This window comes from Nannocystis punicea, assembly GCF_026965555.1.
Taxonomy (GTDB): domain Bacteria; phylum Myxococcota_A; class Polyangia; order Nannocystales; family Nannocystaceae; genus Nannocystis; species Nannocystis punicea.
The window spans coordinates 531,322-558,141 of sequence record NZ_CP114040.1; the positions used below are offsets into that span (position 1 = coordinate 531,322).

Genomic DNA, 26,820 nt, shown 5'->3' on the forward strand with positions numbered 1-26,820 from the left:
ATTGTGGCGTCACGGCGTCGCGGGGGCTTTTCGGAGCGCGCAGGACGGTGTAGGCATTCGCTCGTGCTGCACAGCCCATTCACCGCTGCGTTCACCCCCGGCACCCGCTTCGCGCAGGAGCGGGGCGAACTCGTCGAGGTCGGCACGCGGGTCGTCGGCGAGCTGAAGGTACCGTCCGGGCGGATCGTCGTGGCCGATCCGCTCACGACCTCGTTCGACGAGCCGGGCGGCCCGCTGACGCTCGCTGCGCCCAGGGGGGTGTTCCCCGTGGAGGTCGCGCTCGCCCGCTTCGAGGACGGCGACGTGCGGGTCGCGTGTGCGCGCGTGCGCTTCGAGTCGTCCGCGCCGGCGGTCCGATGGGAGGTGGCGGTCTTCGAGGGGGAGAAGCCGCCGGTCGGCGACGCGATCCCGGGCTACGGCGTCGACGCGGGCATGGGCTGTTTTTTTGATGAGCAGGCGCGCGGCGTCGTCGACGAGGCGACCAGCGAGGCCTGGCTCGCGGCGATGGAGGAGAAGGCGGTGGACACGTGGACCTGGCACACGGCCGAGGTCGGGGCGGCGAACGTGGTCATGTTCTCGTCGGGGTGGGGCGACGGGTTCTATGGCTCGTGGTGGGGCTTCGACGCCGGCGGCCGCCTCGTGGAGCTCGTCACCGACTTCGAGGTGCTGCTCGGCCCGCGCTGCGAGCGCTTCGAGCTGCCGCTGCCGCTGCCGCGCGGCCGCGTGCGGCATCCCCTGCTCGAGGAGCACGACGTCACGATGAGGGCGCCGCTGCTGTCGCGCACGGCGGTGATCCTCGGCGGCAAGGGGCGCGCGCGGGTCGAGCTGTCGGACGGGAGCCCCGTGCAGATGAAGCGGAAGGGCGAGGCGCGGCACTATTCGTGGGAGAAGACGCCGCCCGGGGCGCGCCTCGTCGTCGCGGTGATCGTGGGGCTCGAGCCGCTCGACGTCGTGTGATCGCGGCCGGTCTGCCGGCGAGTGCGCTGCTGGTCTTCGGGACAGCTTCGCTCGGCTTCACGGGCAGCGGTCCTCCGGGCGGCATCAAGCAGCTGTCCTCGGGGACATGCTCGATGTCTCTGCCCCTCGGGACAGCCTGGCTCGGGCCTCGCGAGCGAGCTATCCTCGGGGACAGCTTCGAAGCAGCTGTCCTCGGGGACATGCTCGATGTCGCTGGCTTGCGGGACAGGCTGGCTCGGGCCTCGCTAGCGAGCTATCCTCGGGGACAGCTTCGATGCGGCTGTCCTCGGGGACATGCTCGATGTCGCTGGCTTGCGGGACAGGCTGGCTGCGGCCTCACGAGCGAGCCAGGCTCGAGGACATCTTCGACGTTGCTGTCCTCGGGGACATCTTGGACGTCGTTGGGCCGCAGGACAGGCCGGCTCGGGCCTCGCGAGCGAGCCGTCCTCGAGGACAGATTCAAAGCTGCTGTCCTCGGGGGCATCTTCGGCGTCGCTGTCCCTCGGGACAGGTTCACTCGGGCGGCGGGTCGAACTGGATGCCGTTGCTCTCGGCGGCGATGACGCCCTTGAGGTCGGCCTCGCTGCCGACGGCGACCCAGGCCCAGCCGGGCTCGCTCTTCTCGAGGTCGAGCCAGCGGGTGATGAAGGCGGCGGCCTCGTCGGGGGTGGCGGCGAGCATGGTCTCGGCGTCGCGGGCGAGGGCGGCGACGATCTCACCGTCGGCGACGGAGAGGTCGAGGGCCTCGCTCCACAGCGCCGTCCAGTCCTCGCCGCCGACGCTGGCGGCGACCATGCGCGCGCCGAGCCACAGCTGGGCGGCGCCGAGGAGGTCCTGGGCGAGGGGGCGCTCGCGCAGGTAGTCGCGGATGACGGTGAGCTCGCGGCGGAGGCGGCGGTTCAGCGGGTCGGCCTCGGCGGGGTCGACGGCCTGCTCGGCGGCCTCGACCTCCTCGAGCGGGTCGGCGGCCGGCTTGCCGCGGCCGGCGGCGCCGAGCGGGACGTGGATCGTGAATAGGCCGACGTTGCCGGTGATGCTGAGGCGGATGTCGAGCTCGGCCTGGAGGTGGCGCTGGACCAGGCGGGCGAGGCTGCGGTCGCGCACGGTCGCCAGCGGCAAGGAGCGGCCGAGGACGAGCAGGCTGCGGCTGGTGCGGCCGCTCGCGGGCGGCGGGTCGACCCGCTCGAGCGGGGCGATCGGCGGCTTCTTCAGGTGGCGGTTCGGCGGGGCGGCCGGGCGCGGACCCTGGCGCAGGCGGACCAGCGCCTCCTCGGTGGCCTCGCCGGCGGCGATCAGCTTGACGCGCTGCTTCCAGCGGCCGGCGAGGTCGCCCAGGCCGGCCTCGTGGGCGGCGAGGGGGTCGCCGGCGTGGACGACCAGCAGGGCGCTGCGCGGGTCGGTGAGGGCCTCCCAGGCGTCGCGCAGGGCGGTCTCGGGGGCCTCCTGCACCGCGTTCGCGGTGATGAATTCGTTGGCCGGCACGGCGCCGAGCAGGCTCGCGGTGAGGACGCCGAGCGCCTGGGCCTCGGCGTCGGGCGGGCGCAGGTCGTGGGCGACCTGCTTGCGGGCGCGGGCGAGCGGGCCGTCGAGGCCGGGGGCGGAGAAGATGTCGCCGAGGCCGGCGAGGATGGCGGACAGCTCGGCGTCGACGCCGTGGACCGCGATCTCGTAGCGACCGGCGCGCGGGGTGAACTCGACCCGGATCGACAGGCGCGCGGCGAGCTGCTCGAGCTCGAGGGCGACGCTGCGGGCGGCGATCAGCGCGGGCGCGCCCTGCAGCGCGGGCTTGAGGTCACCTGTCGGAAAGACCAGGCGCAGGTGGACCGCCGGGGTGCCCTCCTCGCGCAGCCAGTGGACCAACAGGCCGTCGGCGAGGACCACCCGCTCGGGCGCGGGCCACGGCGGGGCCAGGGCGCCGAGCGCCTCGGTCAGCGCCGGCGGGGCGATGTCGTCGAAGATCTCGACCTTGACGGTGTCCTTGCGCTTGCAAGCTGTCCCGAGGGACAGGAGCAGGCAGCTCAGCAGGCAGGCGCTCAGCCGGGGGCGTCGGGTCACGGCTTGGGCTCCGCGGGGCCGATGAGGAGCGCGTCCTCGACGGTGAGGTTGAGGCCGGGGCGACCGGCGGCGAGGCTGGTGAGGCCGAGGAGGTCGTCGCGGCGGCGGACCACGGGGCTGTCCACGGGGACAGGTCCGAGGGGCCGCGCCGGCGAGGCGGCCAGCAGGCGGGCCAGGCCGAGCGCGGTGCGGGCGTAGAGGCGGGTCGCCTGGGCCATGAACTGGGCCTGGGCGGTCAGCAGCGGCTGGTCGGGGCCGCCGAGGCGGGCCAGGCGGGCGCGCACGAAGCCGGCCGGGTCGTCGACGCCGACGGCCCGCAGGACGAGGGCGGCGCGGCGCGGGTCGGGGTCGAAGTCGCAGCCGATCCGCGACTTGCGGGGCTCCTCGGGGAGCGCCTTCTGGCGGTTGAGGGCGCGGCAGATCGCGCCGGCCCAGGCCGAGGAGGCGGCGTCGGGCGGGACCGGCCAGGCGAACAGCGGCGGCTTGCCGCCCGCGGCGATCGGCGCGGCCGGGGCCCTTGCCGGCGGCGGCGAGCGCACCGGCAAGGCGCGGGACGCCGGCGGCAAGTCGCGGAAACGCGCCCGTACCTGCTCCAGGATCGCCTCCGGCGCCGTGGGGGCGACGACGATCAGGGTGGCGCGGGCGTAGTTGAACTTGGCGGCCAGGGCGGCGGCGAGGGCCGGGGGGCCGATGTCGGCGAGGGAGCGGTCGACCGCGCGGCCGTCGTGGCCGAGGCCAGGGGCGCCGTGGAGGGCGGCCTGGTCGGCGGGGCGCAGGCCGGGCGGGCTGTGCACGTCGGCGCCGGCCCAGCCGAGGCTGATGTCCCAGCGGCGCTCGTCGACGGTGGGGAAGCGGAGGCGCTGCGACTCGGCGAACAGGACCTCGTCGAGGCGGGAGATCGGGACCAGCGACTCGAACCTGACCTGACCTGGCCCGGTGGACAGGAGGTGGACGCCGCCGGCGTCCTGGGCGGCGGCGATCGCCTCGCCCGGCCGCAGCTCGCGGTTGCCCTGGTGGAGGTGGTAGGCCAGCGCGTGGACCAGGCCGGGGTGCTCGGGCGGGTCGTCCTCGCTGCCGACCTCGACGGCGAGGACCACGGCCGCGACCGGCAAGCTGAGGTCCCGGGCGGCGAGCACCCGCAAGCCGCTCGGCAGGACGACGTCGAGGACGCTGTCGGCGCCGGCGGCGGGGCTGTCCTTGGGGCCAGGTTCCGCGGGGCCCGGCGCCGGGGCGGCCGCGGGGGCCGATGCGGGGGCCGGAGCAGGGGCCGGAGCAGGGGCCGGAGCAGGGGCGGGAGCGGCGGCGGGCGTGGCGTGGGCCGGGGCCTCGCCGACGGCCAGCCCGAGCAGGGCGAGCGCCGCGCCGAGGGCGCGGAGGCGGCGAGGGGCGAGCATGCTGAGGAGGTGGTATCCGCTGGCGCCGTGGAGGGCAAGGATCTGTCGCCTCAGGCCGCCCGGGGGCGGCTTTCGCGTCATTCGACGGGAGTGAACAGCGGCTCGCCCACGGTCTCGACGCCGTAGCTGCCGACGAGGCGGCGGCCGGCGGGGGAGCGCAGGAATTCGGCGAAGGCGCGCGCGCCCTCGGCGTCGGCGGCGGTCTGCGGGGCGGGCTCGAGCACCGCGTAGACGTTGTCGAGGTCGGAGCCGCCCTGAAACAGGATGGCGAGCCCGAGATCGCCGCGGCGGGTGAGGAAGGTGGCGCGGTCGCTGAGGGTGAAGGCGTGCTCGCGCGCGGCCAGGCCGAGGGCCTCGGCCATGCCGCCGGTGAACGGGAGGATGAAGGCGCTCTCGGCCGGGATCCCCGCGGCCGCCCACAGCTGCAGCTCGCGCTGGTGGGTGCCGGAGTCGTCGCCGCGCGAGACGAAGCGCCGGCCGGAGACGGCGACGGCCCGCAGGGCGCCGCGGATGTCGGCCGCGCCGGCGACGACGCCGGTGTACCGCGGCGGACCGACGAGGACGTAGGCGTTGCGCATGACCGGGGTGCGCGCGCCGACCCGCCCGCTCGCCTGGGCCTGCGCCTCCTCGACCGGGCTGTGCGTCAGGGCGACGTCGGCCTGACCGAGCGCGAGCAGCTCGATCGCCCGCTTCGAACCGACCGCGCTGACCTCGACCGTCCGCCCCGTCGCGGCCGTGAAGGCCGGCACGAGCACGCCCAGGAGGCCGCTGTCGTGCACGCTGGTGGTGACCGCGAGCCGCAACGGCCGGGCCCGCTCGCCGCCGCCGGCGCAGGCGAGGCCGGCGCAGACGAGGCTGGTGAAGGCCCGGCGGGTCCACATGCGACCAGGATGACCGGTGCCGGCGCGGGTGACAAGCGCCCGCGTCGGGCGCGAGTGGGATGTCTAAAGGGACATGTCCTTCGGGGAATGTGTTTAAATGGACATGTGATGTGTCCCGAGAGACATGTCATTGCTCAGCCGTGGGGGTCGTGGCGGAGGTTGTCCTCTGCGCCGAGGATGAGCGGGCCGGTGGGGCCTTGTCACCGCGAGGGCGGATGACAGTGCGGGCGGGTGTTTCGTCGCGGACGGTGGACGAGGCCGCCGACTGATCACAGTTGATCCGGCCGACCTAGTTTGTCCTGTGTAGATACCTTCTGGGGGCGGGAGTCTTCGAAGTCGGGGAGTCGAGTCTCTTCGCAAGCCTCGGCCAGGAGGAGCGCCTCGAGGCGCTGGCTCGAGCCTTCGCCCTCGCACGACCCGCGCGGGCGTTCCCGCGGGGGCCTTGCTTCCGGGACCTCGCTCGCGCGCAGCTCACCCGGCGAAGCCTCGCACCGCGGCGACCTCGCGCCACTGCGCCAGCTCGGCGGCCACGGCGGCGTTCTTGCTCTCGACGCGGGCGAAGGCGTCGGCGCCGACCGGCACGCGCACGGGCGGCTGCTCGGCCGCGACCACCTTCAACATCACCTGTGCGAGCTGCTTCGGGTCGCCGGGCTGCTCGCCGTCGTGGCCGTCGGCGAACTCGCGCACTGTGCCCACGGTCGCGGCGTAGTCGGCGATCTCGCGCTTCACCCGGCCGAGCGAGCCGCCGGCGAGGAACTCGGTGCGGAAGAAGCCGGGCTCGATGACGGTGGCGTGAACGCCCAGCGGCGCGAGCTCCTGCGCGAGGGCCTCGGTGATGCCCTCGACCGCGAACTTGGTGGCGCAGTAGAGGCCCCAGCCCTGGCCCGAGGCGTAGCCGCCGAGCGAGGACATGTTGAGCACGTGGCCCGAGCGCTGGCGTCGCATGTGCGGCAGGACGGCGCGCGTCACCGCGAGCAGGCCGAACACGTTGGTGCGGAACAGCGCCTCGACCTCGTCGGCGGCGCCTTCTTCGACGGCGCCGAGGAGGCCGTAGCCGGCGTTGTTGACCAGGACGTCGATGCGACCGAAGCGCTCGACCGCGGCCGCGGCGGCCGCCTGCGCCTGCGCCTCGTCGCGCACGTCGAGCTTGACGAACATCCGCCGCGGGTGCTCGGCCATCGCCGCGGCCGCCCGCTCCGGGTCACGCACGGCCGCCACGACGATGTCGCCGGCCGCCAGCGCCGCCTCGGCGATCTCCAGCCCAAGTCCCCGCGAAGCCCCAGTGATGAACCAAACTTTCGCCATGATCCTGCTCCTCTTTGCGGCCGGCGCCCGCCCCGTGCGGGCGCCTCGTCGGCCGCTCACGTCGAGGAATATGGGAGCTTCCCGCGTGAAGAAAAATGGGCTTATCATTCCCGGACTGTGAAACGACGCTTCACAATACGACCCGCCGATCTGCCGGCCATCGCCGCCTTCGAGTGCGTCGCCCGCCACTGCAGCTTCACCCGCGCCGCCGACGAGCTCGGGGTGTCGACGTCGGCGCTGTCGCAGACCGTGCGCAAGCTGGAGCGCCACCTCGGCGTCCTCCTGCTGCGCCGCACGACCCGCAGCGTCGGTCCGACCGAGGCGGGCGCGCGCTTCCTCGCCGGCGTCGGCCCCGGCCTCGCGCAGCTCGCCGAGGCCTGCGAGTCGCTCGAGAGCGAGAGCGAGACCCCGCGCGGGCTGATCCGGGTCGCGCTGTCGCGGGTCAGCTACGCCCTGTTCATCGCCCCGCACCTGGCCCGCTTCGCCCGCGAATACCCGCACGTCCGGCTCGAGTTCGGCCTCAGCGACGGCCTCAGCGAGGTCGTCGGCGAGGGCTTCGACGTCGGCGTGCGCCTCGGCGAGGCCATCCCCCGCGACATGATCACCGCCCCGCTCGGCGGCCCGCAGCGGCTCGTCATCGTCGGCGCCCCGGACTACTTCGCCGACCGCCCGCGGCCGACCGCCCCGCGCGACCTGCTGGAGCACGACTGCATCCGCCTGCGCTTCGTCACCAGCGGCCGGTTCCAGCGCTGGTGGCTGGGCGACGGCGACGCCGAGCTCGAGCTCGAGGTCGACGGCCGGGTGGTCCTGAACGACATGGTGGCGATCGCCGAGGCCGCGGTGGCCGGCCTCGGCCTGGCCCAGGTGTTCGCCGGCCTGGTCCGCGCGCCGCTGGCGAACAAGCAGCTGGTGCGCGTGCTGCAGAGCCACAGCGCAGAGTTCCCCGGCTTCAGCTTCTACTACCCGAACCGCGCCCACATGCCGGTCAAGCTGCGCTGCTTCCTCGACTTCTTCCGCGCCGCCAACCGCCCCCGCGGCTGAGCGAGCGTCGCGGTCCGAGCGCGGTGTGTGAACAGAATGTCGCTCGGGCTGGCGGTCAGCCCGTGGCTGCCGTGGCCATCTCCGGCGGCCAGAGATCGCTCGGGCTCAGGGTGCAGGTGAGGCGAGGGTAGACGAAGTCGGTCTCCTGGTTCTCCCGGCGTCGGAGCCGGAGGAATTCGCGACGCTCCTCGTCGTTGGCCAGGGTGAGCGGTGTGCCGTCGGCGAGGCGGGGCTGCCCGTCGCGAACGTTTATCCAGGTCTTCGAGGTGCGAAACGTGACCCCGAGCCATGGGTTGTCGGGATTCGCGGGGTCCAGCACGATCCGGTGGCGGAACCGTCGATTGGTGTCGGCGGAGAATACGACGACACGGCCGTGGAGGAGCGGGATGACGAACGAGGGCCCCCCGGACTCCTTCGATTCCACCATCAGCCGCCGCGACGGCCCGGCCTCGGGGTGTTCATAACAGGAGAAGAGGGCGATCTCCCCGGCATCGTCGAGATCGAGCGCCTGGTCCGAGTGGGCGCCCATGGTGGCGTAAGCGCGGGTGTAGACCTCGAGCAGCGCGTTGTTGAAGGGGAGCGCGAGCGAGGCGTATGCGTGGAGTTGCCGCGCGAGCCTGGTGTGGATCGGGCGAAAACACTGAGCCGGGAGCGTGTAAGCGGTGGTGGTGCGAATGATGGGGACCCCGCGCGAGCCGTCGGTCGCCACGAGCACCGCGCCGCGCCGGCCTTTTCCGAGCTCCTCGAGCCGAGCCGACGCGGACAGCTCCGCGAAGAGGTCGCCCCGGGTGGGGACGGTATAGGTGCGGAACATGTCGGACGCCTCGTAGATCGGCGCCCGGTAGTCCCCCGCGTTCATGCTGAAGCGAAAGCCGGCTCCGTAATCGATGGGGGCCGACGTCCTGTTCTCTTCGGCGTAGAGCCGGCGGAGCTCCATCCGCCCCTCGGGCGTGGGAGCCTCCAGCTCCACCCGCGCGCCGTCCTGGCGCAGGAAGGTGCGCCCACCCTCGTGGACCGCCTCGGTCTTCGAGCAGCGCACCACGTAGCCCAGCCGGGTCGGGAGCCGCGCGGCCTCCAGCTCGGACGGCACGATCTCGTGGGTGTAGCGCCGGTTGGTGGACAGCGGCATGAAGAACACCGAGTTGGGATACAGCGTGATCGTGAACTGATCCGGAGACGTGTCTCTCTCCGCGGCCTCGATCTCCTTGCGGCGGAAGCGGAGCCGGGTAAGTCCGCTGATCCCCCGGTGACCACGGTCGAAGGGGTCGCCGGCCATGGGGCCGAGCCGATCGAGGTGTTCGTAGAAGGTGCAGAAGGCCATGACGCCGTCGTCCGGCATGTCCTTCGTCTTGTCGGCGTGGGACGAGATCCGGGCCTTCGCCTGCTTCTTCTCGGCGTCGGCCGGGGTGTTGTGATAGAGCTGCGCCAACACATGGTTGAGCGGCGCCGCCCCCGAGAAGATCAGCGCTGATTCCTGGTTCAGCGCGTCGACGATGTGGCGGTCGGTGGAGCGGAAGTTGTCGGTCGGGCCCGACAGGTTGGTGGAGCAGCGCAGCAGGCGGAAGTGGAGCTCGTCTCGCTCCTGGCGGACCGGTGTCAGGTAGATTCCGGTGCGGTGTGCCGTCCCCGGCTTGGTCGACTCGGTCAGCGACTGGAAGGTGTGCTCGCCGCAGATCCGCCCGACGTAGTCGACGTCAGGGTCGAAGAAGCGCCGGTAGTACACGCCGAGCCCGTGCACGTGGAGCGGGACCCGGCCGAGGCCCACCATCGGCCAGGGGGCGAGGTCACTCGCCGCGTCGCCGTGGGAGGCCTCCCGGATCGCAAAGACCCGCGACGCAGCCGAGAGGTCGAGGGCGCCGGCCTTCGACACGTCACCGCACAGGTAGACGGCCTTCCCCGCGAGGTCGGGCACGCCCGCCGAGGGATCGGTGACCACCGTGCCGGCGAAGCCTTGCATCGGGCGTTCGTCGCCTTGCGGCGAGAGGACGAGCAGGACCTGGCGGGTGTCGACGATGCGGGCTTCGAGGGGGCGCGGCCGGGCCATGGTGGCAGGATATCACCGGCAGATGCCGGGCTCTCCCGCTCGCCGACGGGAGGTCGCCGCGCGGGTGCGCCGGCTGCACGCCGCACGCCGATGTCGCCGATGAGCTCGCGGAGGCCCTCGACGTCCGCGATGAATGGCCTGGTGAACTCGGCCGAGCTCGCGCGCTCTTCGTCGGCGATCGCATCTCCCGCACGGCCCCGTCGAGGCCGTGCTACCGTCGCATGTGCTCTTCTTTCGCGTCGCGCGCTACCTTCTGGCCATGGCAGCGCTCATACCGCTCGCCGGTGTGTTCGGGGTGCCCTTCGCGTATCCGCTCCTCGTGCTCGCCGCGACGGCGCTCGTCTACCGCCTCGAGCGCGAGCCGATGTCCGAGCTCGGACTGACTCCGACCTTCGCGCGGATGGGCCTCGGGCTGCTCGGCCTCCTCGGCGGCGCGGCGATGGTCGCGATCCGGGCGTTCACGGTGAGCGGCATCTTCGGCGGTCGCGTCGACCTCGATCTCTCGGCGCCGATCGTCTTCCTGCTCTCGTCCGTCCTCGTCGAGGAGCTGCTCTTCCGCGGCTATCCCTTCATGAGGTTCGTCCACGGCCGTGGCACATGGGCGGCGATCGTCCTCTTCGCGGTCGCCTTCGGTGTCTATCACTGGGTTCAGTGGGGGCTGTTCCACAGCCCGGTGGCCATGCTGTTCACGCTGCTGTCGACCGGCTCCGGCCACGTGCTGTTCGCCGTGGCCTTCCTCCGCAGCCGGACGCTGTGGCCGGCGATCGGCCTGCACCTCGGCTGGAACGTCGCCGATCAGGCCCTGACGGTGAACGGCGCGCCCGGCACCGCCGCGTTTCTCGCCGGCTTCGCCGTCTCCGAGCTCCTGGTCGCGGCCGTCGTCGTGGCGATGCTCCGCGGAGCGGCACATCGGACCCGCTCGCCAAGCGCCGCGCCCGCGTAGGAGCTGGGGCCGCGCGAGACGTGCTGTCGGACCGATTACGTCGTCCGTCCACGATCGCCGCGCGGGGCCTCGCTACGGGCCGAATTCGAACCGTACTTCCACGACCACCGGACGGCCGCGTTCGGGTGCGGGGAACCGTAATTGTTCGAGCGTCTCGAGCTCAGGCGCGCTGTGCGAGCGGATGCGGGCCGGACGGCGGACGCCGGCGGCGGAGCAGCAGCGGCAGGACGAGCAGCGGTGGCCCACGTGGGACGAGGCTGCAGCCCCGGTCGATCGGCGGCGGACCCGGCACGATCGCTGGTGCGTCGGCTGCAGGGGGCTCGGGTGGACGCGCTTCGGGGGGCGGCGGAGCGGGTGCCGGCGAGGTCGCGCAATCCACCTCGAAGGTCTGCGTGGGCGTGGTGAGCTTGCGGTCGTCGGGTGTCGAGATCCGGACCGCGACCGTATGGGTGCCGGGCGTCAATCCCTCCGATCCATCGCACGTCGAAAACAGGACCTCTGTACCCGGTGCGCCCCGCCGACCACGACCGAGCGGGGGTCTATTCCTGAGTCCACAGCGACCGCTCGGCGCGGGCTCGTAGAGCTCCCCGTCCACGAGGAAGTGGTACAGCAGGTAATCGCGGTAGGGCTCGAGCCGGGGCGGCAGTTCGACGGTCGCCCGCACGATATCGGCCTCGAAGTACTCGTCGCACGCGCTGTTGGGCCCGCGGGGAGGGAGCGAGACCGGGCCTTTGTGACGGCCCGAGAGGGTCAACCTCGCTTCGCCCAGGTCGATCGATTCGTCACCGATTCTGACCGTGATCGAAGTGGCCTCATGTCTTTGCCAGGCAGGCGGGTCGATCGTGACGCTGAAGCGGTCGCCTGGCCGGAGGCCGCCTTCCGGGACGATGAACTCGAAGGCAAAAGACTTCTTGAGGGTGAACGGCGTCGCTACCCTCTGTTGCCCGACGTGGCGCTCGAGGACGACCTTGGGTGAGTCATCGGGAGCGGAGGGCTCGAGGCTCATGCCATGCCAGGGGATGCCGACGGCGTCGCGCGGGAGCAGCCCACGGGCGCCCGCGTAGAACCTATCCCGCGCCGCTCTCGACCTGCACGAACAGGCCTCGGCGACCCGGGCAGTACCAGCCACGGCGACGGCCAGGACGGCCGCGACTGCGAGCTTCTGCGGCCGTCGCATGAATCCGCCAGCATCGCCGCTTCTGCGGCGACTGTCCAGGAGGCGAGCGCGTGTCGCCTCCCGGCGGTGTTCGAACCCGGCCGGCGCGCGCGCTCGGAGCCGCTGTTCGCCGACGCGCAGCCGCGCCTGTACGTGCTCGGCCGGGTCGCGGCGCGGTTCGAGGTCGAGGATCGCCGGGCCGGACAGCCTGCAGGAGAGCGGTCGGAGCGGGCGGGCGGGGCCGCGGACGGAGCGCGTCACGGCGCTCCCAGGTGAGGCCGATGGGGTACGCTCGCGCGGCATGACGCTGTCGAGGCAGGCGATCGAGGAGTTGTTGCGCGCGATGTTCCCCGCGGGGGGCGAGCACTTCGAGCTGCGCCTCGCGGACGGCGAGGAGCCGGTGTCCGAGACCGAGAGCGGCGGGGTGCAGGTGCGGGTGCTTCTCCTGTCTTATGAGACAGATGGCGAGCGACATATCCGCGACGTGAAGGAGCAGGAGGTGTACCTGCTGAACGCGGCGGAGCGGGCCGACGCGGCGCGGACGACGGCCTACCTGCGCGCGTGGGCCCGCGCGCTGCCGGCGATCGGGCGGCACTACGGCGGCGAGGTCGACACGCTCATGCCGCTCGACCTGTTCTTCTGGGAGGCGCTCGCCGAGGCCGGGGTGCGCGAGGAGGCGGACTTCGCGGCGCTGTTCGAGTCGGCGGAGTGGCTGGCGCGCTGCTGCCGGCAGCGCGAGCGGGACGTGTTCGCCGACGAGATGCGGTACCTCGGCGTCGGCGAGCACGCGGAGCAGCTGTACTCGCTGCGGCGGCCGTCGATCCGGCTGGTCGTCGACGCGGAGCAGTACGTCGACGAGGACGACCGTGGCTGGCAGTTCGAAGACGTCGAGGAGGACGACGCGCCGGTCGGGATCTCGAAGATCGGCGGGCTGCCCGACCTGCCGCCGGGGGTCGCGTGGCCGACGATCGAGGAGCATCCGCTGTCGTTCCTGGCACAGGTCCGGCTCGCCGACCTGCGCGGGCTGGCGGGCGCGGAGGACCTGCCGGACAGCGGGCTCCTGCTGTTCTTCTACGACGCGGACGGGCGCACGAACCACGACGCGGACGGGAAGTGGTGCTGGCCGGCGCGCCACCGCGGCGGTGCGCGGGTGATCCACTTCGAGGGCGATCCGGCGACCTTCGTGCGCGCGGAGCGGCCGGACGACCACCGCTTGCGGGTGTTCCATCGCTACACCGTGGAGCGGTTCGACGGCGAGCGGATGATGCCGCCGATGGAGAGCCCGTTCTACGACGTGCTCGACGACGAGCCGCACGACAACCCGTGGTTCTTTAAATTCTCGCGGGTGGCGGAGACCAGCGAGCACGACCCGGAGCGGCCGATCCACCGCCTGCTCGGGTACATCAGCGAGCTGCAGGGTGACCCCTATCTCGAGGCGCACAGGTACTCGACGGGGCAGGACTTCGAGGGGGGGGACCGCGACGGGGCGCGCGAGCGCGAGATCTTGCGCGAGGCGACGAAGTGGCGGCTGCTGCTGCAGATCGACTCGGAGCCGGGCGATCTGCTCAATCAGGACGGGGGGTATTATTATTTCCTGATCCACGAGGACGACCTGGCGGCGCGGCGATTCGACCGGGTCTGGGGCATCGCGCACATGCATTGACGCTCTCCGAGAGCGCCACGACGAGGCCGGCTCAATCGTCGGTGCGCTCGGCGAGCGCCACGAGGGAGGCCAGGACGTCCGCGGGGAGCTCCGGATGGGTAGTGACGAGGGCGGACGCGCCGGTCAAGCGCGGCAGGGGGGCGAAGTCTCCGCGCAGGGTCCGCGGGACCTGATCGATCAGCGCTGCGAGCCGCTCGTCGCGGGTCAGCCGGATCGCCGCGAAGGAGCGGCCGGATCGCTCGACGTGGCTGCGCAGACCGCCCTCGTCGAGCTCGAGGGTCCATCCCGGCCACAGCGCGGCGCACCCCGGCGCCGGGTGTGCCCACGGGGGATCGGCCTGCCACCAGTGGACGCTGCGTCGCGCCTCGTCGATGAAGAGCGTCTCGCGGACGTCGCGTTCGAGGCCCGGTCGCAGCATCGCAGGCCGTGGTCCGCCGAACTGCGCGAGCGCGGCGAGCCGCGGACCGAGGCGAAGCAGGCTGCCGAGCGCGCCGGAGTTGCAGCGCTGGTCGTACAGAGCTCCGTCGGCCGCGCGCACCGTGACCCAGGCGTCGAGGCCCCGCTCTGCGAAGGCGCGGACGGCCTCGACACCCTCGGCGGCGATCCACGCCGCCTGGTCGTCGGCGACGCACGCGAAGTCGGCCTGATGTTCGAGCCACGCGGCGGTGAACAGATCGTCGTGGGCATCGAGGAGGGTCGCGTCGGCGCGCGCTTGCTCGAGCTCCGGCGGCGTCCGCCCGAGCGCCGCCGCGAATTCCTGGAGCGGCAGCGCGGCCTGACGCAGGCGCCACTGCGGCCACCGCTTCGTCAATAGCCAGAGAAAGTCGCGGCGCAGCGGCCCGGACCCGAACAGGTCGTACGTCCAGAAGAGCAGCGCGCGACGGTCGAAGTCGATGAAGACCGCGCCGCACAGGCAGATGCTCATGTCAGGCTCGCGCCGAGGGTCGAGGTGGCCGAGGTACTCGTCGATGTGCTCCGGCCCGCGCAGCAGCGTGTGGGCAATATGCGGCGCCGACCAGCGACCGGCGAAGAAGCTGTCGCGCCCGGCACGGCGGATCGCGTACGTGGCGTCGCTGCTCATGCGGTCGAGCTTGCCATGTTTGCGAGCAGCAGGTCGCGCCGATCGTCTGCACGCGCTCGCCGTGACGCGCTCGACCTGACCTTTCGGACATCTCGCCGCCCGCTGGCGCAGTCCGTGGCCGCACGCCGAGGCGTATTCGAGCGAGCATCGGGGCGTCCGTCTCCAATTGCGGACGGCACGCACGGAACGAAAAAAGGAGAGGACTCCTGTCTCTCTCCGCTTCCAGGTTATATCAGACCCGGGGGCTTGCTACAAGCCCCGGGTCATGCCGCAGAGTCCTCGGCCATGACGACGACAAAGCATGCAGTGGATTTCGCTGACAGAGGACCGACCGACCTGACGCGGACCGATGTGCTTGGTCTTCAGGAGGTCGATCGAACGAATGCCAGGTTGGTCGGAGGGAAAGGCGCGAACCTGGGAGAGCTCTCGAGGATCGAGGGGATCCGCGTGCCGGCCGGCTTCTGCGTCACGACCGAGGCCTTCCAGCGAATCATGGCAGAGACGCCGGCGATCGGCGGGTTGCTCGACCGATTGTCGTCGCTCGCGGCGGAGGACCGGAGCGCGATCCGGGAGCTCAGCGGCGAGCTGCGACAAATCATCGAAGGCACCGCCATCCCTGAAGATCTGCGAGCGGCGCTCACCCGGGTTCATGCCAGGCTCGGCGCGGAGGATGCTTATGCAGTGCGGTCCAGCGCGACTGCGGAGGATCTGCCGGGGGCTTCCTTCGCAGGCCAGCAGGACACCTTTTTGAATGTCCGGGGGACGCAGGCGATCCTGAAGCACGTCCGCCGGTGCTGGGCGTCGCTCTTCACGGAGCGGGCGGTGGCCTACCGGATCCAGCACGGCTTCGACCACCGCAAGGTCCACATGGCGGTGGTGGTGCAGAAGATGGTGTTCCCGCAGGCGGCGGGGATCCTCTTCACGGCCGATCCAGTCACGTCGAATCGGAAGGTGGCGTCGATCGAGGCCGGCTTCGGCCTGGGAGAGGCGCTGGTCGCCGGCCTGGCGCGCGCCGATCGCTACAAGGTGCGGGACGGCCAGGTCGTCGAGAAGGCGATCGCCACCAAGACGCTGGCCACGGTCGCGCTGGAGGAGGGCGGCACCGAGGAGCGGGCGATCGAGCCCGAGCGGCAGGACGGGCAGGTGCTGACGGATGCGCAGATCGTGCGGCTCGAGCGCCTGGGCCGGCAGATCGAAGGGCATTTCGGCCACCCCCAGGACATCGAATGGTGCCTTGTCGACGATGAATTCCACATTGTCCAGAGCCGGCCGATCACGACCCTGTACCCCATCCCCGCAAGGGCCGATCACGGCAACCGTGTCTATATATCCGTCGGCCATCAACAGATGATGACCGACGCCATGAAGCCCCTGGGGCTGTCCGTGTTCCAGCTGTTCTCTGCCGGGTCGATGCGCGCAGCGGGTGGCAGGCTGTTCGCCGATGCCACCCAGCAGCTGGCCTCACCGGCCAGCCGGGACGTTTTCCTGGATGTCGCGGGGCGCACCCATCCGCGCATCAAGGACGCCCTCCTCACCATCCTCGAGCGGGGAGACTTCATCGAACCGGCGCCCCCCGACCAGGGCAAGCAGGGCATGGCGTCACGCTTCGACGCGCAGGTCGACGACGATCCGGCGATCGTCGCCGATTTGATCGCGCGCAGCCAGGCCGCGCTCGAGGAGCTGAAGCGCGAGATCGGGACCCATGCCGGGACTGCGCTGTTCGACTTCATCCCGGAGGACATGCAGAACTTCAAGAAGTCCGTGTTCGATGGGCGGAACATGGGCGTGATCATGGCTTCGATGAACGCCACGTCGTGGCTCAACGAGAAGCTGATGGCGTGGTTGGGCGAGAAGAACGCCGCGGATACGCTGTCCCAGTCGGTGGCGAACAACATCACGTCGGAGATGGGCCTGGAGCTGTTGAACGTCGCCGACGCGATCCGCCCTCATCCGGAGGTTGTCGCGTATTTGCAGCGCGTGAAGCACGACGGCTTCCTCGATGAGCTGGCCGAGCTCGAAGGCGGGCAGGAGGCCCGGGACGCCATCGTGGCTTACCTCGACAAGTACGGCATGCGAGGTGTCGGGGAGATCGACATCACGAGACCCCGCTGGAGCGAGAAGCCGACGATCCTGGTCCCGCTGCTCCTGAGCAACATCAAGAACTTCGAGCCGGGCGCGGGCGAGCGGAAATTCGAGCAGGGGCGGCAGGAGGCCTTGCAGTACGCGCAAGCGTTGTTGGAGCGGCTTGGGCAGCTGCCGGACGGGGAGCAGAAGGCCGGCGAAGCCCGGCGGATGATCGACCGGCTGCGGAACTTCGCCGGCTATCGCGAGTATCCGAAGTACGCCACCATCAATCGCTTCTTCGTCTACAAGCAGGCCTTGCTGCGAGAAGCCGAGCGGCTCGTGCAGGCCGGCGTGATCCGCGACGTCGGAGACATCGACTACCTCTCGTTCGACGAGCTCCGCGAGGTCGTGCGCACGCATCGGCTGGACGAGCAGGTCGTCAGCGAGCGGAGAGCCGAACACGAGCTCCACAAGAAGCTGACGCCGCCGTGCGTCATCACGTCCGATGGGGAAATCGTGGCAGGTGCGTACAAACGAGCCGATCTGCCCGCCGGGGCCATCGTCGGCCTGGCGGTCTCCTCCGGCGTCGTCGAGGGGCGAGCCCGCGTCCTCCTGGACATGGCCGATGCGGAGCTCGAGGCGGACGATATCCTGGTCACCACCTTCACCGACCCCAGCTGGACGCCGCTGTTCGTGTCCATCAAGGGCCTGGTGACCGAGGTGGGCGGCCTGATGACCCATGGCGCGGTGATCGCCCGCGAGTACGGCCTGCCGGCCGTCGTCAGCGTGGAGAACGCGACCAAGATGATCCGCGACGGGCAACGCATCCGCGTCAACGGGACGGATGGGTATGTCGAAATCCTGACATGAGGTGCGGCGCCACCACGTGCGCCGACGGGGACTCGGCGGCGAGCGGGCCGGTCGCGCCAAACCGGCCAACAAGTTCGCGTCAAGGCTGCCTCGATTTTTTAAAAAGATTCGGGACTTGCGCGACCGGGGGCAGTCGTGTCATTCTGCCCCCCGACATGGTAGCGTTCATCCGCCTGCGCTGAGCCTCGCAGTACCGCCCGCAGACCGCGTGTTCCGGCAGATCCGGCGCGCAGGTCGCGAGTGCGTGCTGCGGTGCCGTGCCCGCATTTCCGTCCTTCCAGTCCAACGGAATGCCCGGGCGCGGCGTCTCATGCCGCCGGAAGACGCAGCCGCGTCGAGACGTCGTCTCGCCGCGCCGGGCACATGAGCCGCGCGCACGGGCTTCCCAGCTCGCTCGGGCCTACGGGCCGCGAGCGGAGGAGTCCATCGTATGACCAGAAAGTCTAATCATTCGTCCACCGTGCGTTCCATGCCGCGGGCCCTCGTGCTCGGCCGGCAGTTCCCCGGCGACACCGACGCGTCCGTGCAGGCGTCCCTCGACGAGCTCGAGAACTTGCTCGCCCAGCTCGAGATCCGCGTCGTCGCCACCCTGATCCAGCGCCATCGGAGCGCCGATCCGACGATCGGCGAGGGCAAGCTCGCGGAGCTCGCGGCGCGCGTCGCCGAGGTCCGCGGCGACGGCCAGGAGGAGGAGGCGCTCCTCCTCGTCGTCGACGGCGCGCTCGGTCCAGTCCAGCTCCGCGCCCTCGAGGACGAGCTCGCGGGCGTCGAGGTGATCGACCGCGCGAGCGTGATCCTCCGGATCTTCGAGCGGCACGCGCGGACTCGGGTCGCGCGGCTCGAGGTCGAGATCGCCGCGCTCACGCACGCGCTCCCACGTGTCCGAGAGGACAGGTCGCTCGGCGGGCGCGAGGGCGGCGGCGGCGGCCGGGGCGAGCGCGGTCACAGCAACGTCATGCTGAAGAAGCAGGAGCTCCGCGAGCGGATCGCCGGGCTGCGCCGGGAGCTCGCGGGCCTGCGCGCGGCCGAGGAGACGCAGCGGGCGCGCCGCAAGGAGCTGCCGCGCGCGGCGCTGGTCGGCTACACCAACGCGGGCAAGTCGTCGCTGATGCGCGCGCTGACCGGGAGCGAGGTGCTGGTCGAGGACCGGCTGTTCGCGACCCTCGACACCACGGTGCGGGCGCTCTCGCCCGAGGCTGCGCCGCGGCTCCTGGTGTCGGACACGGTCGGCTTCATCCGCGAATTGCCGCACGAGCTCGTCGCGTCGTTCCACGCGACCCTCGCCGAGGCGCGCGACGCGGGGCTCCTGCTCGTCGTCGTCGACGCGTCAGATCTGCAGTGGCGCACGCAGCTCGCGGTGACCCGCGAGGCGCTGGCGACGATCGGCGCGGCGGCGGTGCCCTCGCTGGTGATCCTCAACAAGATCGACCGGGTCGACGCGGCGACGCGGGCGGCGCTGGCCGAGGAGCTGCCGGCGGCGCTGCAGGTCTGCGCGCACGCGCCGGAGGACGTCGCACGCCTGCGGGCGGGGCTGCTCGCGGCGTTCGACGCGTCGCTGGTCGACGATGTGCTCGAGGTGCCGTTCGCGGAGGGGCACCTGCTCGGGGAGATCCGCGCGCACGCTCGAGTGCTCGCGGAGGCGTACACCGAGGCCGGGGCGCTGCTGCGGGTGCGCGCGCTGCCGGCGGCGCTCGAGCGCTGGCGCGGCCTGCTGTCGACGGTGCGGCCGATCACGAGCCCGGCGGAGCTGCTCGCGGTCGTCCGCAGGCACGGGCTCGAGCTGCAGACCGAGGACGCCGACTTCGATCGCATGGGGCTCGACTTCCTGGTCGTGCACGCGCGCGACGAGGCGGGGACGCCGTGGATCGTGCGGACGCCGCGTCGCCCCGAGGTGACTGCGTCGACCTACGTCGAGGGGCGGGTGCTCCGGCTGGTGCGCCCGCACCTGCCGGTGGCGGCTCCCGACTGGCAGGTGCATGCCCCCGACGTGATCGCGTACCCGCGGCTCTCCGGCACGCCGGCGGTGACGGTGACGGCGGAGGGCCCGCAGTGGAACATCGTCGATCCGGCGGCGCCCCCCGAGGTGTTGCTCGAGTCGTTCGCGCGGGCGCTCGCGGCGTTGCAGTCGATCTCGCCGGAGGCGGCGAGCCGCGCGGGGGTGCCGACGACGACGATCACGGAGGGACGCGCGGCGCTGTCGCGGTCGATGGAGGCGACCCGCGAGGCGCTGCAGCCCTCGGAGGCGGTGTGGCAGCGCTGGCAGCGCTGGCTCGCCGACGACACGATGTGGCCGCAGCACGTCGCGCTGGTGCACGGGGACCTGCACCCGGGGCACATGCTCCTCGAGACAGACGGGAGGTTGGTCGGGATCCTCGACTGGACGGAGGCGCGGGTGACCGACCCCTCGATCGACCTGGCAGTGTTCGGCGGGTGCTTCGGGCGGCCGGCGCTCGAGCGGCTGGTCGAGCGCTTCGCGCAGGCGGGCGGGGCGACGTGGCCGCGCCTGGTCGATCACGCCGCGGAGCGCTGGGCGGCCTTCCCGGTGCTCGCGGCGGAGTGGGCGATCCGCACCGACAACGCGGCGGTGCTCGAGCACGCGCGCGGACTCCTCGCGGCGGTCACGGCCGAGACCGCCGCGTGAGCGCGACGACGGCTGCAGGCGAGGTCGCCGACATGGCTCTCGAGACAGGTCATGTCGGCGGCCGAGGCCACTCTCGAGCACGCGCGCGGACAGCTCACGGCGGCCACGCCGAGACCGCCGCGTGAGCGAGTGGACGGCCGCGCAGGCGGGGTCGCTGACCTGGCTCGCGAGACAGGTCATATCGGCGGCCGACCTCATTGGGTGCCGAGTACCGTCGCCTCGACGCGGTGCTCGCCCTTGTCCTCCTTCTCGAGCGGACCCGCGGTCGGGGCCGTTGCGACGCCGCGAGTGCGCGACTCCACCGAGAACCTCCAGGATCGGACGAGCTCCGGGCGACGTCGCGGCTCAGTTGATTTCGACGTAGCCGGGCGACGTGCGCTTCGTCAGCGTGAGCTGCAAGGGCCAGCCCTCGTGCTGGGCCAGCAGGAGCTTGCGCGTCTTCTTCTTGGCGAGCGCGGCGATGGTCGCGGCGGTGACCTCGTCGAGCCGCCGCGAGCCGGCGAGCAGCTTCAGGAGACCGAGCTGCTTCAGGTCGAGGAGGCCGGCGAGCGAGACGTCCTCGGCGACGGTGAGGGTGAGGACCCGCAAGGTGGGCAGGCTCGCCAGCTCGGCGAGGCCCGCGGCGTCGGCCTCGATCTGGAGCGTCGTCAGCCTGGCCAACCGGGCCAGGACGCCGTACCCCGCCAGCTTGCCGCTCAGATGCAGGTTCTGGAGCTTCGTCAGCGCGGCGAGCGGCGCGAGGTCGCAGTCGGGGGTGACGACGAGCTCGAGCCAGCGCACGTCCCGGGCGGCCTCGAAGCCGGCGAGCGTGGCGAACGGACCGGCCCTGCGCAGCCGCAGGTCCTTGCGACCGACGAACAGGCGCTGGCCGAGCGCGGCCCCGAGGCGCGGCCAGGCGTCGGCGAGGGCCCTGGCGGCGGCCTCCTGGAAGGTGTCGCCGAAGCGGCCCTCCTTCGCGCACAGCTCGACCAGAGCGTCGACCTCGCCGGCCCGGCCGGACGCGCGGTGAACCGCGGCGAGCTGGCGGCTGTGGCCCTCGTAGGTGGCCCGCAGCTCGCCCGGTTCGAGCCCGAGGACCTCCGCGCAGTAGGGCAAGGCGACGTCGAGATCGACCGCGATCCCACGGTCGGCAGCCGTCGCCAGGAAGCCGTCGACGAACTCGAGCTGCACGGCCGGGGTGGCGTCCTCGGCATCGAAGGCACACAGGACGTCCCACGCGAGCTCGCGCAGCGGATCGATCCTCGGCTTCTTCGTGGCCTTCTTGGCGGCCTTCTTGATGGCGGCCTTCTTCGCCGTCGTCTTCGTGGCCGTCCTGGCGGCGGACTTCTTGGCGGCGGTTTTCTTCGTGGTGGCCTTCTTCGTGGCGGTCTTCTTCGTGGCGGTCTTCTTCGTGGCCATGTGCGGCATCGTATCCGATGCGGTTCGCGGCACGGCGGACGCCTTCGACCTGTCGTGGCAGGTGCTGGATACGCTCGACCACACACTCGGGACGCCGACGAGGACGAGCCGTTGCGGGTCGCCATGGCGAGCACCTCGCCGCCGAGATCGACCACGAGAATGTGTGGTCGGCATGATGATGGCGTGAAGCCCCACGTCGGGGCGGCGACGTGTCGCCCTCACAGGCGAGGGCGAGGGTCCACGAAACGGTGAGGCAAGACCACGGTTCGCGCGAGCGCCCCCATCATGAACGAGCGCGCCCACGCGCACGAGCGACGGCGAGCACCTGCACGTGTTGTCGCCCGGGCTCCTGCGTGGTCTGCTGTCGCGTTGGCCGACGAAGTCGATCGACGCAGCGGGCAGCGACCAGCTCCTCGCGGCGGGCAAGCGCTGCGCGTCCGGCCGCCCGCGCAGCCGCGGGGAGCGGGCGAGCGACGCGGTGCGTGGGGCCGCGTGTTCGTGCTGGCGACGCTCGTGCTCGCCTGCAACGGCGGCTCATCCGAATCGGTGACGACCAAAGGCGCGGGGACTGGCGAAGGGATGCCGGGGCCCGAGCTCGTCTGGCTCGAGGGACAGAACCCCGTGCTCCCGACCGGCCACCCCGACCCCGGGGTCCTGCGGGTCGAGGGCCCTCACGGCGTCACCTATCACCTCACCACCACCGTCGACAACGCCGGCGACTTCCCCCGCTTCACCTCGACCGACCTGATCGTCTGGACCGACGCCGGACCGGGCCTGTTCGGCCGCACCAACGCGCCGGGCCACTCGCTCGCGCTCGACGGCGGCCACTACTGTTCGCGGTGGGCCCCCGAGATCGTCCAGCTCGGCGTGGCCTCGTTCATGCTCTCGTTCACCGCCCAGCGCTTCGCCGCACCCCAGTCGCCGTGCCCGCCGTACGACGAGGACAGCGGCATCTACCTCGCCTGGTCCGCCAGCCCCGCGGGCCCGTTCCCCCCGCCCGACCGGCCGTGGGAGCCGCTGCCGGCGGGCGCCGACCTCTCGACCTGTCTCTTGCGACCTGACCTTCCGCGCAGCCTGGACTTCGCCTCCCACGATTGCCAGGGCACCTTTTGCCACCACATCATGCGCGTCGACTCGTCGGTGTTCCGCGATCCGCAGACCGGCCGCTGGTGGCTCGCCTATTCGTGGTACACCAACAGCCCGCCGAAGGTCGCGTGGGAGCTCGACAACTTCGGCCAACACGTCCACCTCGTCGAGCTCGACCCGAACGATCCGTCCGCCGTCCGGTGCGACCTCGGCGTCGCCCAGATCCACGCCGGCAACCCCCACGACGCCGAGACGCTCGCGCGCCTCGCCGCCAGCTGCTCCGGCTGCGAGCAGATGCTGTCGATGACCCGCGGCCCGCTCGGCGAGGAGATGCTGCGCGACGGCGTCTCCCTGGGCGTCGTCGAGGCCCCCAGCCTGTTTCGCCGCGGCGAATACGTGTACCTCCTGCTCAGCGGCAGCAACTGGGACTCCCCCTATTATCACGTGTACTGGGTCGCCGCGAAGTCGGTCGAGGCGCTGGTGTACACCAACCCCGGGCGACTCGTCGGCCGCTTCCTGATCCCGAGCGACGGCCAGGCCTTCGGCCACGGCTCTGCCGTGCTCGGCCCCGACGGCGAGCGCTGGTACTTCGTCCACCACCGCCTCGCGCACGTCCCGTGCGGCGAGTCCGGCTGCGACCGCGATGTGTGGGTCAGTCCGATCGAGTTCGACGATCACGGCGACGGCCTCGGCGAGGTCCACATCCGGCCGCGCTGGCCCGCCCAGGACCCGAGCTTCAGCGTGGCTGTCCCGGTCAGGCGAGGCGCTCCGCCTCACGCGCCCTCGCCCGCGGCCCGTGTCCAATGAATCCGCCACGCGTCGCGCAGCGCTAGCGAGGCGGTGAAGAGGCAGGGTCGGCATGGAGTTTGGCCTGCGCGGTGTGTCGGGAAGCCGCGCGATGGCGACCAGGGATGCCGCCAAAAGAAGCGGATGGCGCCAGGTTGAGCGGATCGATCGACACGCTCCACGATGATTCGATACACCTGTTCTCGGGTCCACTCGTCGACTTTGACGTCCGCATTTTGAGGAGGACGAGAGTCTCGTCCAACAAGTCTGGGTCGGGCGGGGACCATGGGACCCGCGCGAGGAGCTCGTCCAGCGAGAGCCACGCGAGCGTGTCACAGGCCCCTTCGAGAATCCGAAGCACGCTCTCACTCGTGGCGTGACAGTCGAATCAATGAATAAGTATTCGCTCTCGGGGAGCAAGTACGAGCGCGGGTCGCACCGAGCGGTTCCACCAGAGCGTTCGTCGCTCCCACGCGTTAGCCGGGGCATGCTCGCGGTCGCCTCCGCTGCTCTGCTCCTCCTCGCCGCCCCTGAGCAACTGCACGAAGCGCCTGTCTTTCTGGCGCCGCCGTTGCCCAACGGGGTCGAATTCGCCGCCCGCAGCGACGCGCTGCGCGAGGCGCTGGTCGCCGACCCGATCCCGCCGGGCCTCGCCCTCGTCGACGAGCCGTCCGCGGTCGAGGCCGATCGAGCGCTGCGACGGGGCGATCTGCGGGCGGCCGCGAAATTCTTCTACCAGCACACGGAGGCGACCCCCGCGGGGATCGCCGCCCGCTTCAACGCGGGGCTGCTCGAGGTCGGCCTCGGCGAGCTGCGGCCGGGCGCCCTGCTCTCCGCGATCGGCCACGAGCAGGTGACCTCCGCCACCGCCGCGCTGTTCTGGGACGCGCGGCAGCTGCTCGAAACCGACGACGCCCGCCTGCAGCACGCGCGCCTGTACCTGCTTCGGTATGCACGCGTCGGCGGCCCCGATCGCCGGGTGCTCGCCGAGATCGAGGTCGGACAGATCCTCTGGCGCCGCGCGTGCCCGGTGCCGGCGGTCGACGGCACCTGCGGCGCGCTCGCCCGCGTCGAGTGGCCACACGGCTGCTACGGGGTCGAACGCGAGGCGTTGCTGGTCGTCGAGCGCGACGCGGCCCTGGCCGACGAGGCCCGGCAGCTCCTGACCGCGGCGCTGCGGCGGGCCAGGCGGATCGACCGCGCCTCGCTCTCCCTGGCGCGCGCCCGCGAGCTGCGCGACGCGACGTCGACGGCCCGCTGGCTGCTGGCGGAGTCGACCTTCGAGGCGCTGCTGCGAGTGCGTTACCCGCCGGGCCTGCGTCTCGAGGCCGACGAGTGGCGCGCCCACAGCGACCAGCCCCATGACCACGCCGTCCTCGCCGAGCAACGCGCCGCTCGGACGGAGTCCTGGCGGCGGCTGCGGGAATTCGGAGATCGCAAGTGGGCGCTGTTCACCGAGCTCGAGCAGCGCTACGCCGAGATCCTGGACGATGTGAGCCCGGCGACCGCCTTCGCCGCCCTGCTGCGCAGCAGCCTGGCCGCGCAGGATATCGCGCTGCAGCTGAGCCGCGTCGACGCGCATCCGCCCGGCTACGAGCACAGCTTCTGCCACCAGGACGGCCGGCCCACCGACCTGCGCGAGGCGGGGTGGAAGCGGCTCGAGCTGTGCGCCACGCTCGCGGTCGAGACCGGCCACGTCGACGCCTGGGCCGCGCGCTGCCAGCAGCTGTTCGAGTCCGTCGGCCCGACGCAGACCGCCGACGAGCTCAGCCCGCCGTTCGCCCGCGCCGAGCCGCGGGCGTTCGCCGTCGTGCTCGCGGACCCGTGATCACCGAGGCGGCCGCGGCGGGGCGTGCCCGATCGAGAATGGCGTCCAGGACATGGTCATTCGGACATGAGCGATCGGTCATGTCCATGGCTCATGTCTTGCAGCCGCCCGACTCAGCGGCCGAGCCGCGAGGGCCCGCGTAACGGCGCCCTTCGGAGCCATGCTCCTTCGGACATGATCGCTCGGCCATGCCCGCTCGCTCCTGCCTTTTTAAGAATCGCCGACTCGGCGGCCGTCCCGTGAGGACCTGATCGGGGCCATGCTCTTTTGGACATGAGCGAACGGACATGCCCGTTCGCTCATGTCTTCACGGACAGATCCGGCTCAGCGGCCGAACAGGGTGGGGCCCGGGTAGCGGGCGGCGTCGCCGAGCTGCTCCTCGATGCGGAGCAGCTGGTTGTACTTCTCGACGCGGTCGGAGCGCGAGGCCGAGCCGGTCTTGATCTGGCCGGCGGCGGTGGCGACGGCGAGGTCGGCGATGAAGGTGTCGCCGGTCTCGCCGCTGCGGTGGGAGATGACGGCGCGGTAGCGGTTGTGCTGGGCCAGGCGGACGGCCTCGAGGGTCTCGCTGAGGGTGCCGATCTGGTTGACCTTGACCAGGATGCTGTTGGCGACCCTGGCGTCGATGCCCTTCTGCAGGCGCTCGGGGTTGGTGACGAACAGGTCGTCGCCGACGAGCTGCAGCTTGCTGCCGAGGCGCTCGGTGAGGAGGGCCCAGCCGGTCCAGTCGTCCTCGGCCATGCCGTCCTCGATCGAGACGAGCGGGTACTTGGCGGCCAGGTCGGCGTAGAGGCCGACCAGCGCGGCGCCGTCGAGCTCGCGGCCGCCCTCGCCGGCGAGCACGTAGACGCCCTTCTGCTTGTCGTAGAACTCGGAGGCGGCGACGTCGAGCGCGAGGCTGACCTGCGCGCCCGGCTTGTAGCCGGCGGCCTCGATCGCCTGCACCAGCACCGCCAGCGCCTCGCCGTTGCTCGCCATGTCGGGCGCGAAGCCTCCCTCGTCGCCGACCGCCGTGACCTTCTTCTGCGAGCGCAGGATCTTCTTGAGGTTGTGGAAGATCTCCACCCCGGCCCGCAGCGCCTCCGAGAAGGTCGGGAAGCCGTGCGGCACCAACATCGTCTCCTGGAAGTCGAGGTTGTTGTCGGCGTGCGCGCCGCCGTTGATCACGTTCATCAGCGGCACCGGCAGCACGTTGGCCAGCGGACCGCCGAGGTAGCGGTACAGCGGCAGCTCGGCGTCGAGGGCGGCCGCGCGGGCGACCGCGAGCGACACGCCGAGCAGCGCGTTGGCCCCGAGCTTCGACTTGTTCGGGGTGCCGTCGGCGGCCAGCAGCGCCTGGTCGACCCCGACTTGATCGAGGGCGTCGAAGCCGGTCACCGCGTCGGCCAGCGGACCGTTGACGTGCTCGACGGCCTGACGCACGCCCTTGCCGAGGTAGCGCCTGGCATCGCCGTCGCGCAGCTCGTGGGCCTCGTGCTCGCCGGTGCTGGCACCCGAGGGGACGGCGAAGCGGCCGAGGCTGCCCTGGTCGGTGACGACCTCGACCTCGATGGTGGGGTTGCCGCGTGAATCGAGGATCTCCCGCCCGTGGACGCTGAGGATGACGCTCATGCGCGGGAAGGTAGCG

17 protein-coding genes are annotated in these 26,820 nt (G+C 71.7%); 8 read left to right on the forward strand and 9 right to left on the reverse strand.

Annotated elements, in window-relative coordinates; genetic code table 11:
- The first annotated feature begins 63 nt into the window (after window positions 1-63).
- Window positions 64-957, forward strand: coding sequence for a DUF4241 domain-containing protein (locus O0S08_RS02005; protein ID WP_269037245.1), 894 nt, complete (start codon window positions 64-66; stop codon window positions 955-957).
- A gap of 513 nt (window positions 958-1,470) precedes the next feature.
- Here the strand turns inward: O0S08_RS02005 and O0S08_RS02010 are convergent.
- From O0S08_RS02010 to O0S08_RS02025, 4 genes are all read right to left on the reverse strand, one after another.
- The gene (locus tag O0S08_RS02010) at window positions 1,471-3,012 is read right to left on the reverse strand and encodes a hypothetical protein (RefSeq protein ID WP_269037246.1); all 1,542 of its coding nucleotides are present in this window, start codon (window positions 3,010-3,012) and stop codon (window positions 1,471-1,473) included.
- Window positions 3,009-4,406, reverse strand: a complete 1,398-nt coding sequence (locus O0S08_RS02015; RefSeq protein WP_269037247.1) for a peptidase M16 family protein — start codon at window positions 4,404-4,406, stop codon at window positions 3,009-3,011. The genes O0S08_RS02010 and O0S08_RS02015 overlap by 4 nt, the downstream gene beginning before the upstream one ends.
- A 77-nt stretch (window positions 4,407-4,483) precedes the next feature.
- Window positions 4,484-5,287: an ABC transporter substrate-binding protein gene (locus tag O0S08_RS02020; protein WP_269037248.1), complete on the reverse strand. Its 804-nt coding sequence runs from the start codon at window positions 5,285-5,287 to the stop codon at window positions 4,484-4,486.
- Between the two features lie 471 nt (window positions 5,288-5,758).
- Window positions 5,759-6,592, reverse strand: coding sequence for an oxidoreductase (locus O0S08_RS02025; RefSeq protein WP_269033650.1), 834 nt, complete (start codon window positions 6,590-6,592; stop codon window positions 5,759-5,761).
- A gap of 117 nt (window positions 6,593-6,709) precedes the next feature.
- On the opposite strand from O0S08_RS02025, the gene O0S08_RS02030 reads away from it, so the two are divergent.
- Window positions 6,710-7,633, forward strand: a complete 924-nt coding sequence (locus O0S08_RS02030; protein ID WP_269037249.1) for a LysR family transcriptional regulator — start codon at window positions 6,710-6,712, stop codon at window positions 7,631-7,633.
- Window positions 7,634-7,688: 55 nt separating this feature from the next.
- Here the strand turns inward: O0S08_RS02030 and O0S08_RS02035 are convergent, their stop codons facing one another.
- On the reverse strand, window positions 7,689-9,677 hold the full coding sequence (locus O0S08_RS02035) for an alpha-ketoglutarate-dependent dioxygenase AlkB family protein (protein ID WP_269037250.1): 1,989 nt from the start codon (window positions 9,675-9,677) through the stop codon (window positions 7,689-7,691).
- Window positions 9,678-9,936: 259 nt separating this feature from the next.
- Here O0S08_RS02035 and O0S08_RS02040 point away from each other — a divergent pair, with 259 nt between their 5' ends.
- On the forward strand, window positions 9,937-10,620 hold the full coding sequence (locus tag O0S08_RS02040) for a CPBP family intramembrane glutamic endopeptidase (protein ID WP_269037251.1): 684 nt from the start codon (window positions 9,937-9,939) through the stop codon (window positions 10,618-10,620).
- Window positions 10,621-10,780: 160 nt separating this feature from the next.
- Here the strand turns inward: O0S08_RS02040 and O0S08_RS02045 are convergent, their stop codons facing one another.
- Entirely contained in the window at window positions 10,781-11,626 is an 846-nt protein-coding gene (locus O0S08_RS02045) for a hypothetical protein (RefSeq protein ID WP_269037252.1), read from the reverse strand.
- 451 nt (window positions 11,627-12,077) lie between these two features.
- Here O0S08_RS02045 and O0S08_RS02050 point away from each other — a divergent pair, with 451 nt between their 5' ends.
- Window positions 12,078-13,439 carry a YwqG family protein gene (locus O0S08_RS02050; RefSeq protein ID WP_269037253.1) on the forward strand — a complete coding sequence of 454 codons (1,362 nt, stop codon included), beginning with the start codon at window positions 12,078-12,080 and terminating at the stop codon, window positions 13,437-13,439.
- A gap of 31 nt (window positions 13,440-13,470) precedes the next feature.
- On the opposite strand, the gene O0S08_RS02055 is transcribed toward O0S08_RS02050, so the two are convergent.
- Complete coding sequence (locus tag O0S08_RS02055) at window positions 13,471-14,520, reverse strand: hypothetical protein (protein WP_269037254.1); 1,050 nt, start codon at window positions 14,518-14,520, stop codon at window positions 13,471-13,473.
- 285 nt (window positions 14,521-14,805) lie between these two features.
- Here O0S08_RS02055 and rph point away from each other — a divergent pair, with 285 nt between their 5' ends.
- Entirely contained in the window at window positions 14,806-17,454 is a 2,649-nt protein-coding gene (rph, locus tag O0S08_RS02060) for a rifamycin-inactivating phosphotransferase (protein ID WP_269037255.1), read from the forward strand.
- Between the two features lie 469 nt (window positions 17,455-17,923).
- Window positions 17,924-20,095 (forward strand): GTPase HflX, encoded by a 2,172-nt coding sequence (gene hflX, locus O0S08_RS02065; RefSeq protein ID WP_269041933.1) that lies wholly within the window; start codon window positions 17,924-17,926, stop codon window positions 20,093-20,095.
- A gap of 345 nt (window positions 20,096-20,440) precedes the next feature.
- On the opposite strand, the gene O0S08_RS02070 is transcribed toward hflX, so the two are convergent.
- Window positions 20,441-21,493 carry a hypothetical protein gene (locus O0S08_RS02070; protein WP_269037256.1) on the reverse strand — a complete coding sequence of 351 codons (1,053 nt, stop codon included), beginning with the start codon at window positions 21,491-21,493 and terminating at the stop codon, window positions 20,441-20,443.
- Window positions 21,494-21,862: 369 nt separating this feature from the next.
- Here O0S08_RS02070 and O0S08_RS02075 point away from each other — a divergent pair, with 369 nt between their 5' ends.
- Together O0S08_RS02075 and O0S08_RS02080 are read left to right on the forward strand one after the other, a co-directional pair.
- Complete coding sequence (locus O0S08_RS02075; RefSeq protein WP_269037257.1) at window positions 21,863-23,386, forward strand: glycoside hydrolase family 43 protein; 1,524 nt, start codon at window positions 21,863-21,865, stop codon at window positions 23,384-23,386.
- A 466-nt stretch (window positions 23,387-23,852) separates the two neighbouring features.
- On the forward strand, window positions 23,853-25,193 hold the full coding sequence (locus O0S08_RS02080; RefSeq protein ID WP_269037258.1) for a hypothetical protein: 1,341 nt from the start codon (window positions 23,853-23,855) through the stop codon (window positions 25,191-25,193).
- A 324-nt stretch (window positions 25,194-25,517) separates the two neighbouring features.
- On the opposite strand, the gene eno is transcribed toward O0S08_RS02080, so the two are convergent.
- Window positions 25,518-26,804 (reverse strand): phosphopyruvate hydratase, encoded by a 1,287-nt coding sequence (eno, locus tag O0S08_RS02085; protein WP_269037259.1) that lies wholly within the window; start codon window positions 26,802-26,804, stop codon window positions 25,518-25,520.
- Between the last annotated feature and the right edge of the window lie 16 nt (window positions 26,805-26,820).

Bases quoted from the DNA above. Each gene is read 5' to 3' on its own strand.
- O0S08_RS02015 (WP_269037247.1), bottom strand. From the start codon at position 4,406: ATGCTCGCCCCTCGCCGCCTCCGCGCCCTCGGCGCGGCGCTCGCCCTG.
- O0S08_RS02020 (WP_269037248.1), bottom strand. From the start codon at position 5,287: ATGTGGACCCGCCGGGCCTTCACCAGCCTCGTCTGCGCCGGCCTCGCC.
- O0S08_RS02025 (WP_269033650.1), bottom strand. From the start codon at position 6,592: ATGGCGAAAGTTTGGTTCATCACTGGGGCTTCGCGGGGACTTGGGCTG.
- O0S08_RS02035 (WP_269037250.1), bottom strand. From the start codon at position 9,677: ATGGCCCGGCCGCGCCCCCTCGAAGCCCGCATCGTCGACACCCGCCAG.
- O0S08_RS02040 (WP_269037251.1), top strand. From the start codon at position 9,937: ATGGCAGCGCTCATACCGCTCGCCGGTGTGTTCGGGGTGCCCTTCGCG.
- O0S08_RS02045 (WP_269037252.1), bottom strand. From the start codon at position 11,626: ATGAGCCTCGAGCCCTCCGCTCCCGATGACTCACCCAAGGTCGTCCTC.
- O0S08_RS02050 (WP_269037253.1), top strand. From the start codon at position 12,078: ATGACGCTGTCGAGGCAGGCGATCGAGGAGTTGTTGCGCGCGATGTTC.
- O0S08_RS02055 (WP_269037254.1), bottom strand. From the start codon at position 14,520: ATGAGCAGCGACGCCACGTACGCGATCCGCCGTGCCGGGCGCGACAGC.
- rph (WP_269037255.1), top strand. From the start codon at position 14,806: ATGACGACGACAAAGCATGCAGTGGATTTCGCTGACAGAGGACCGACC.
- hflX (WP_269041933.1), top strand. From the start codon at position 17,924: ATGCCGCGGGCCCTCGTGCTCGGCCGGCAGTTCCCCGGCGACACCGAC.
- O0S08_RS02070 (WP_269037256.1), bottom strand. From the start codon at position 21,493: ATGGCCACGAAGAAGACCGCCACGAAGAAGACCGCCACGAAGAAGGCC.
- O0S08_RS02080 (WP_269037258.1), top strand. From the start codon at position 23,853: ATGCTCGCGGTCGCCTCCGCTGCTCTGCTCCTCCTCGCCGCCCCTGAG.
- eno (WP_269037259.1), bottom strand. From the start codon at position 26,804: ATGAGCGTCATCCTCAGCGTCCACGGGCGGGAGATCCTCGATTCACGC.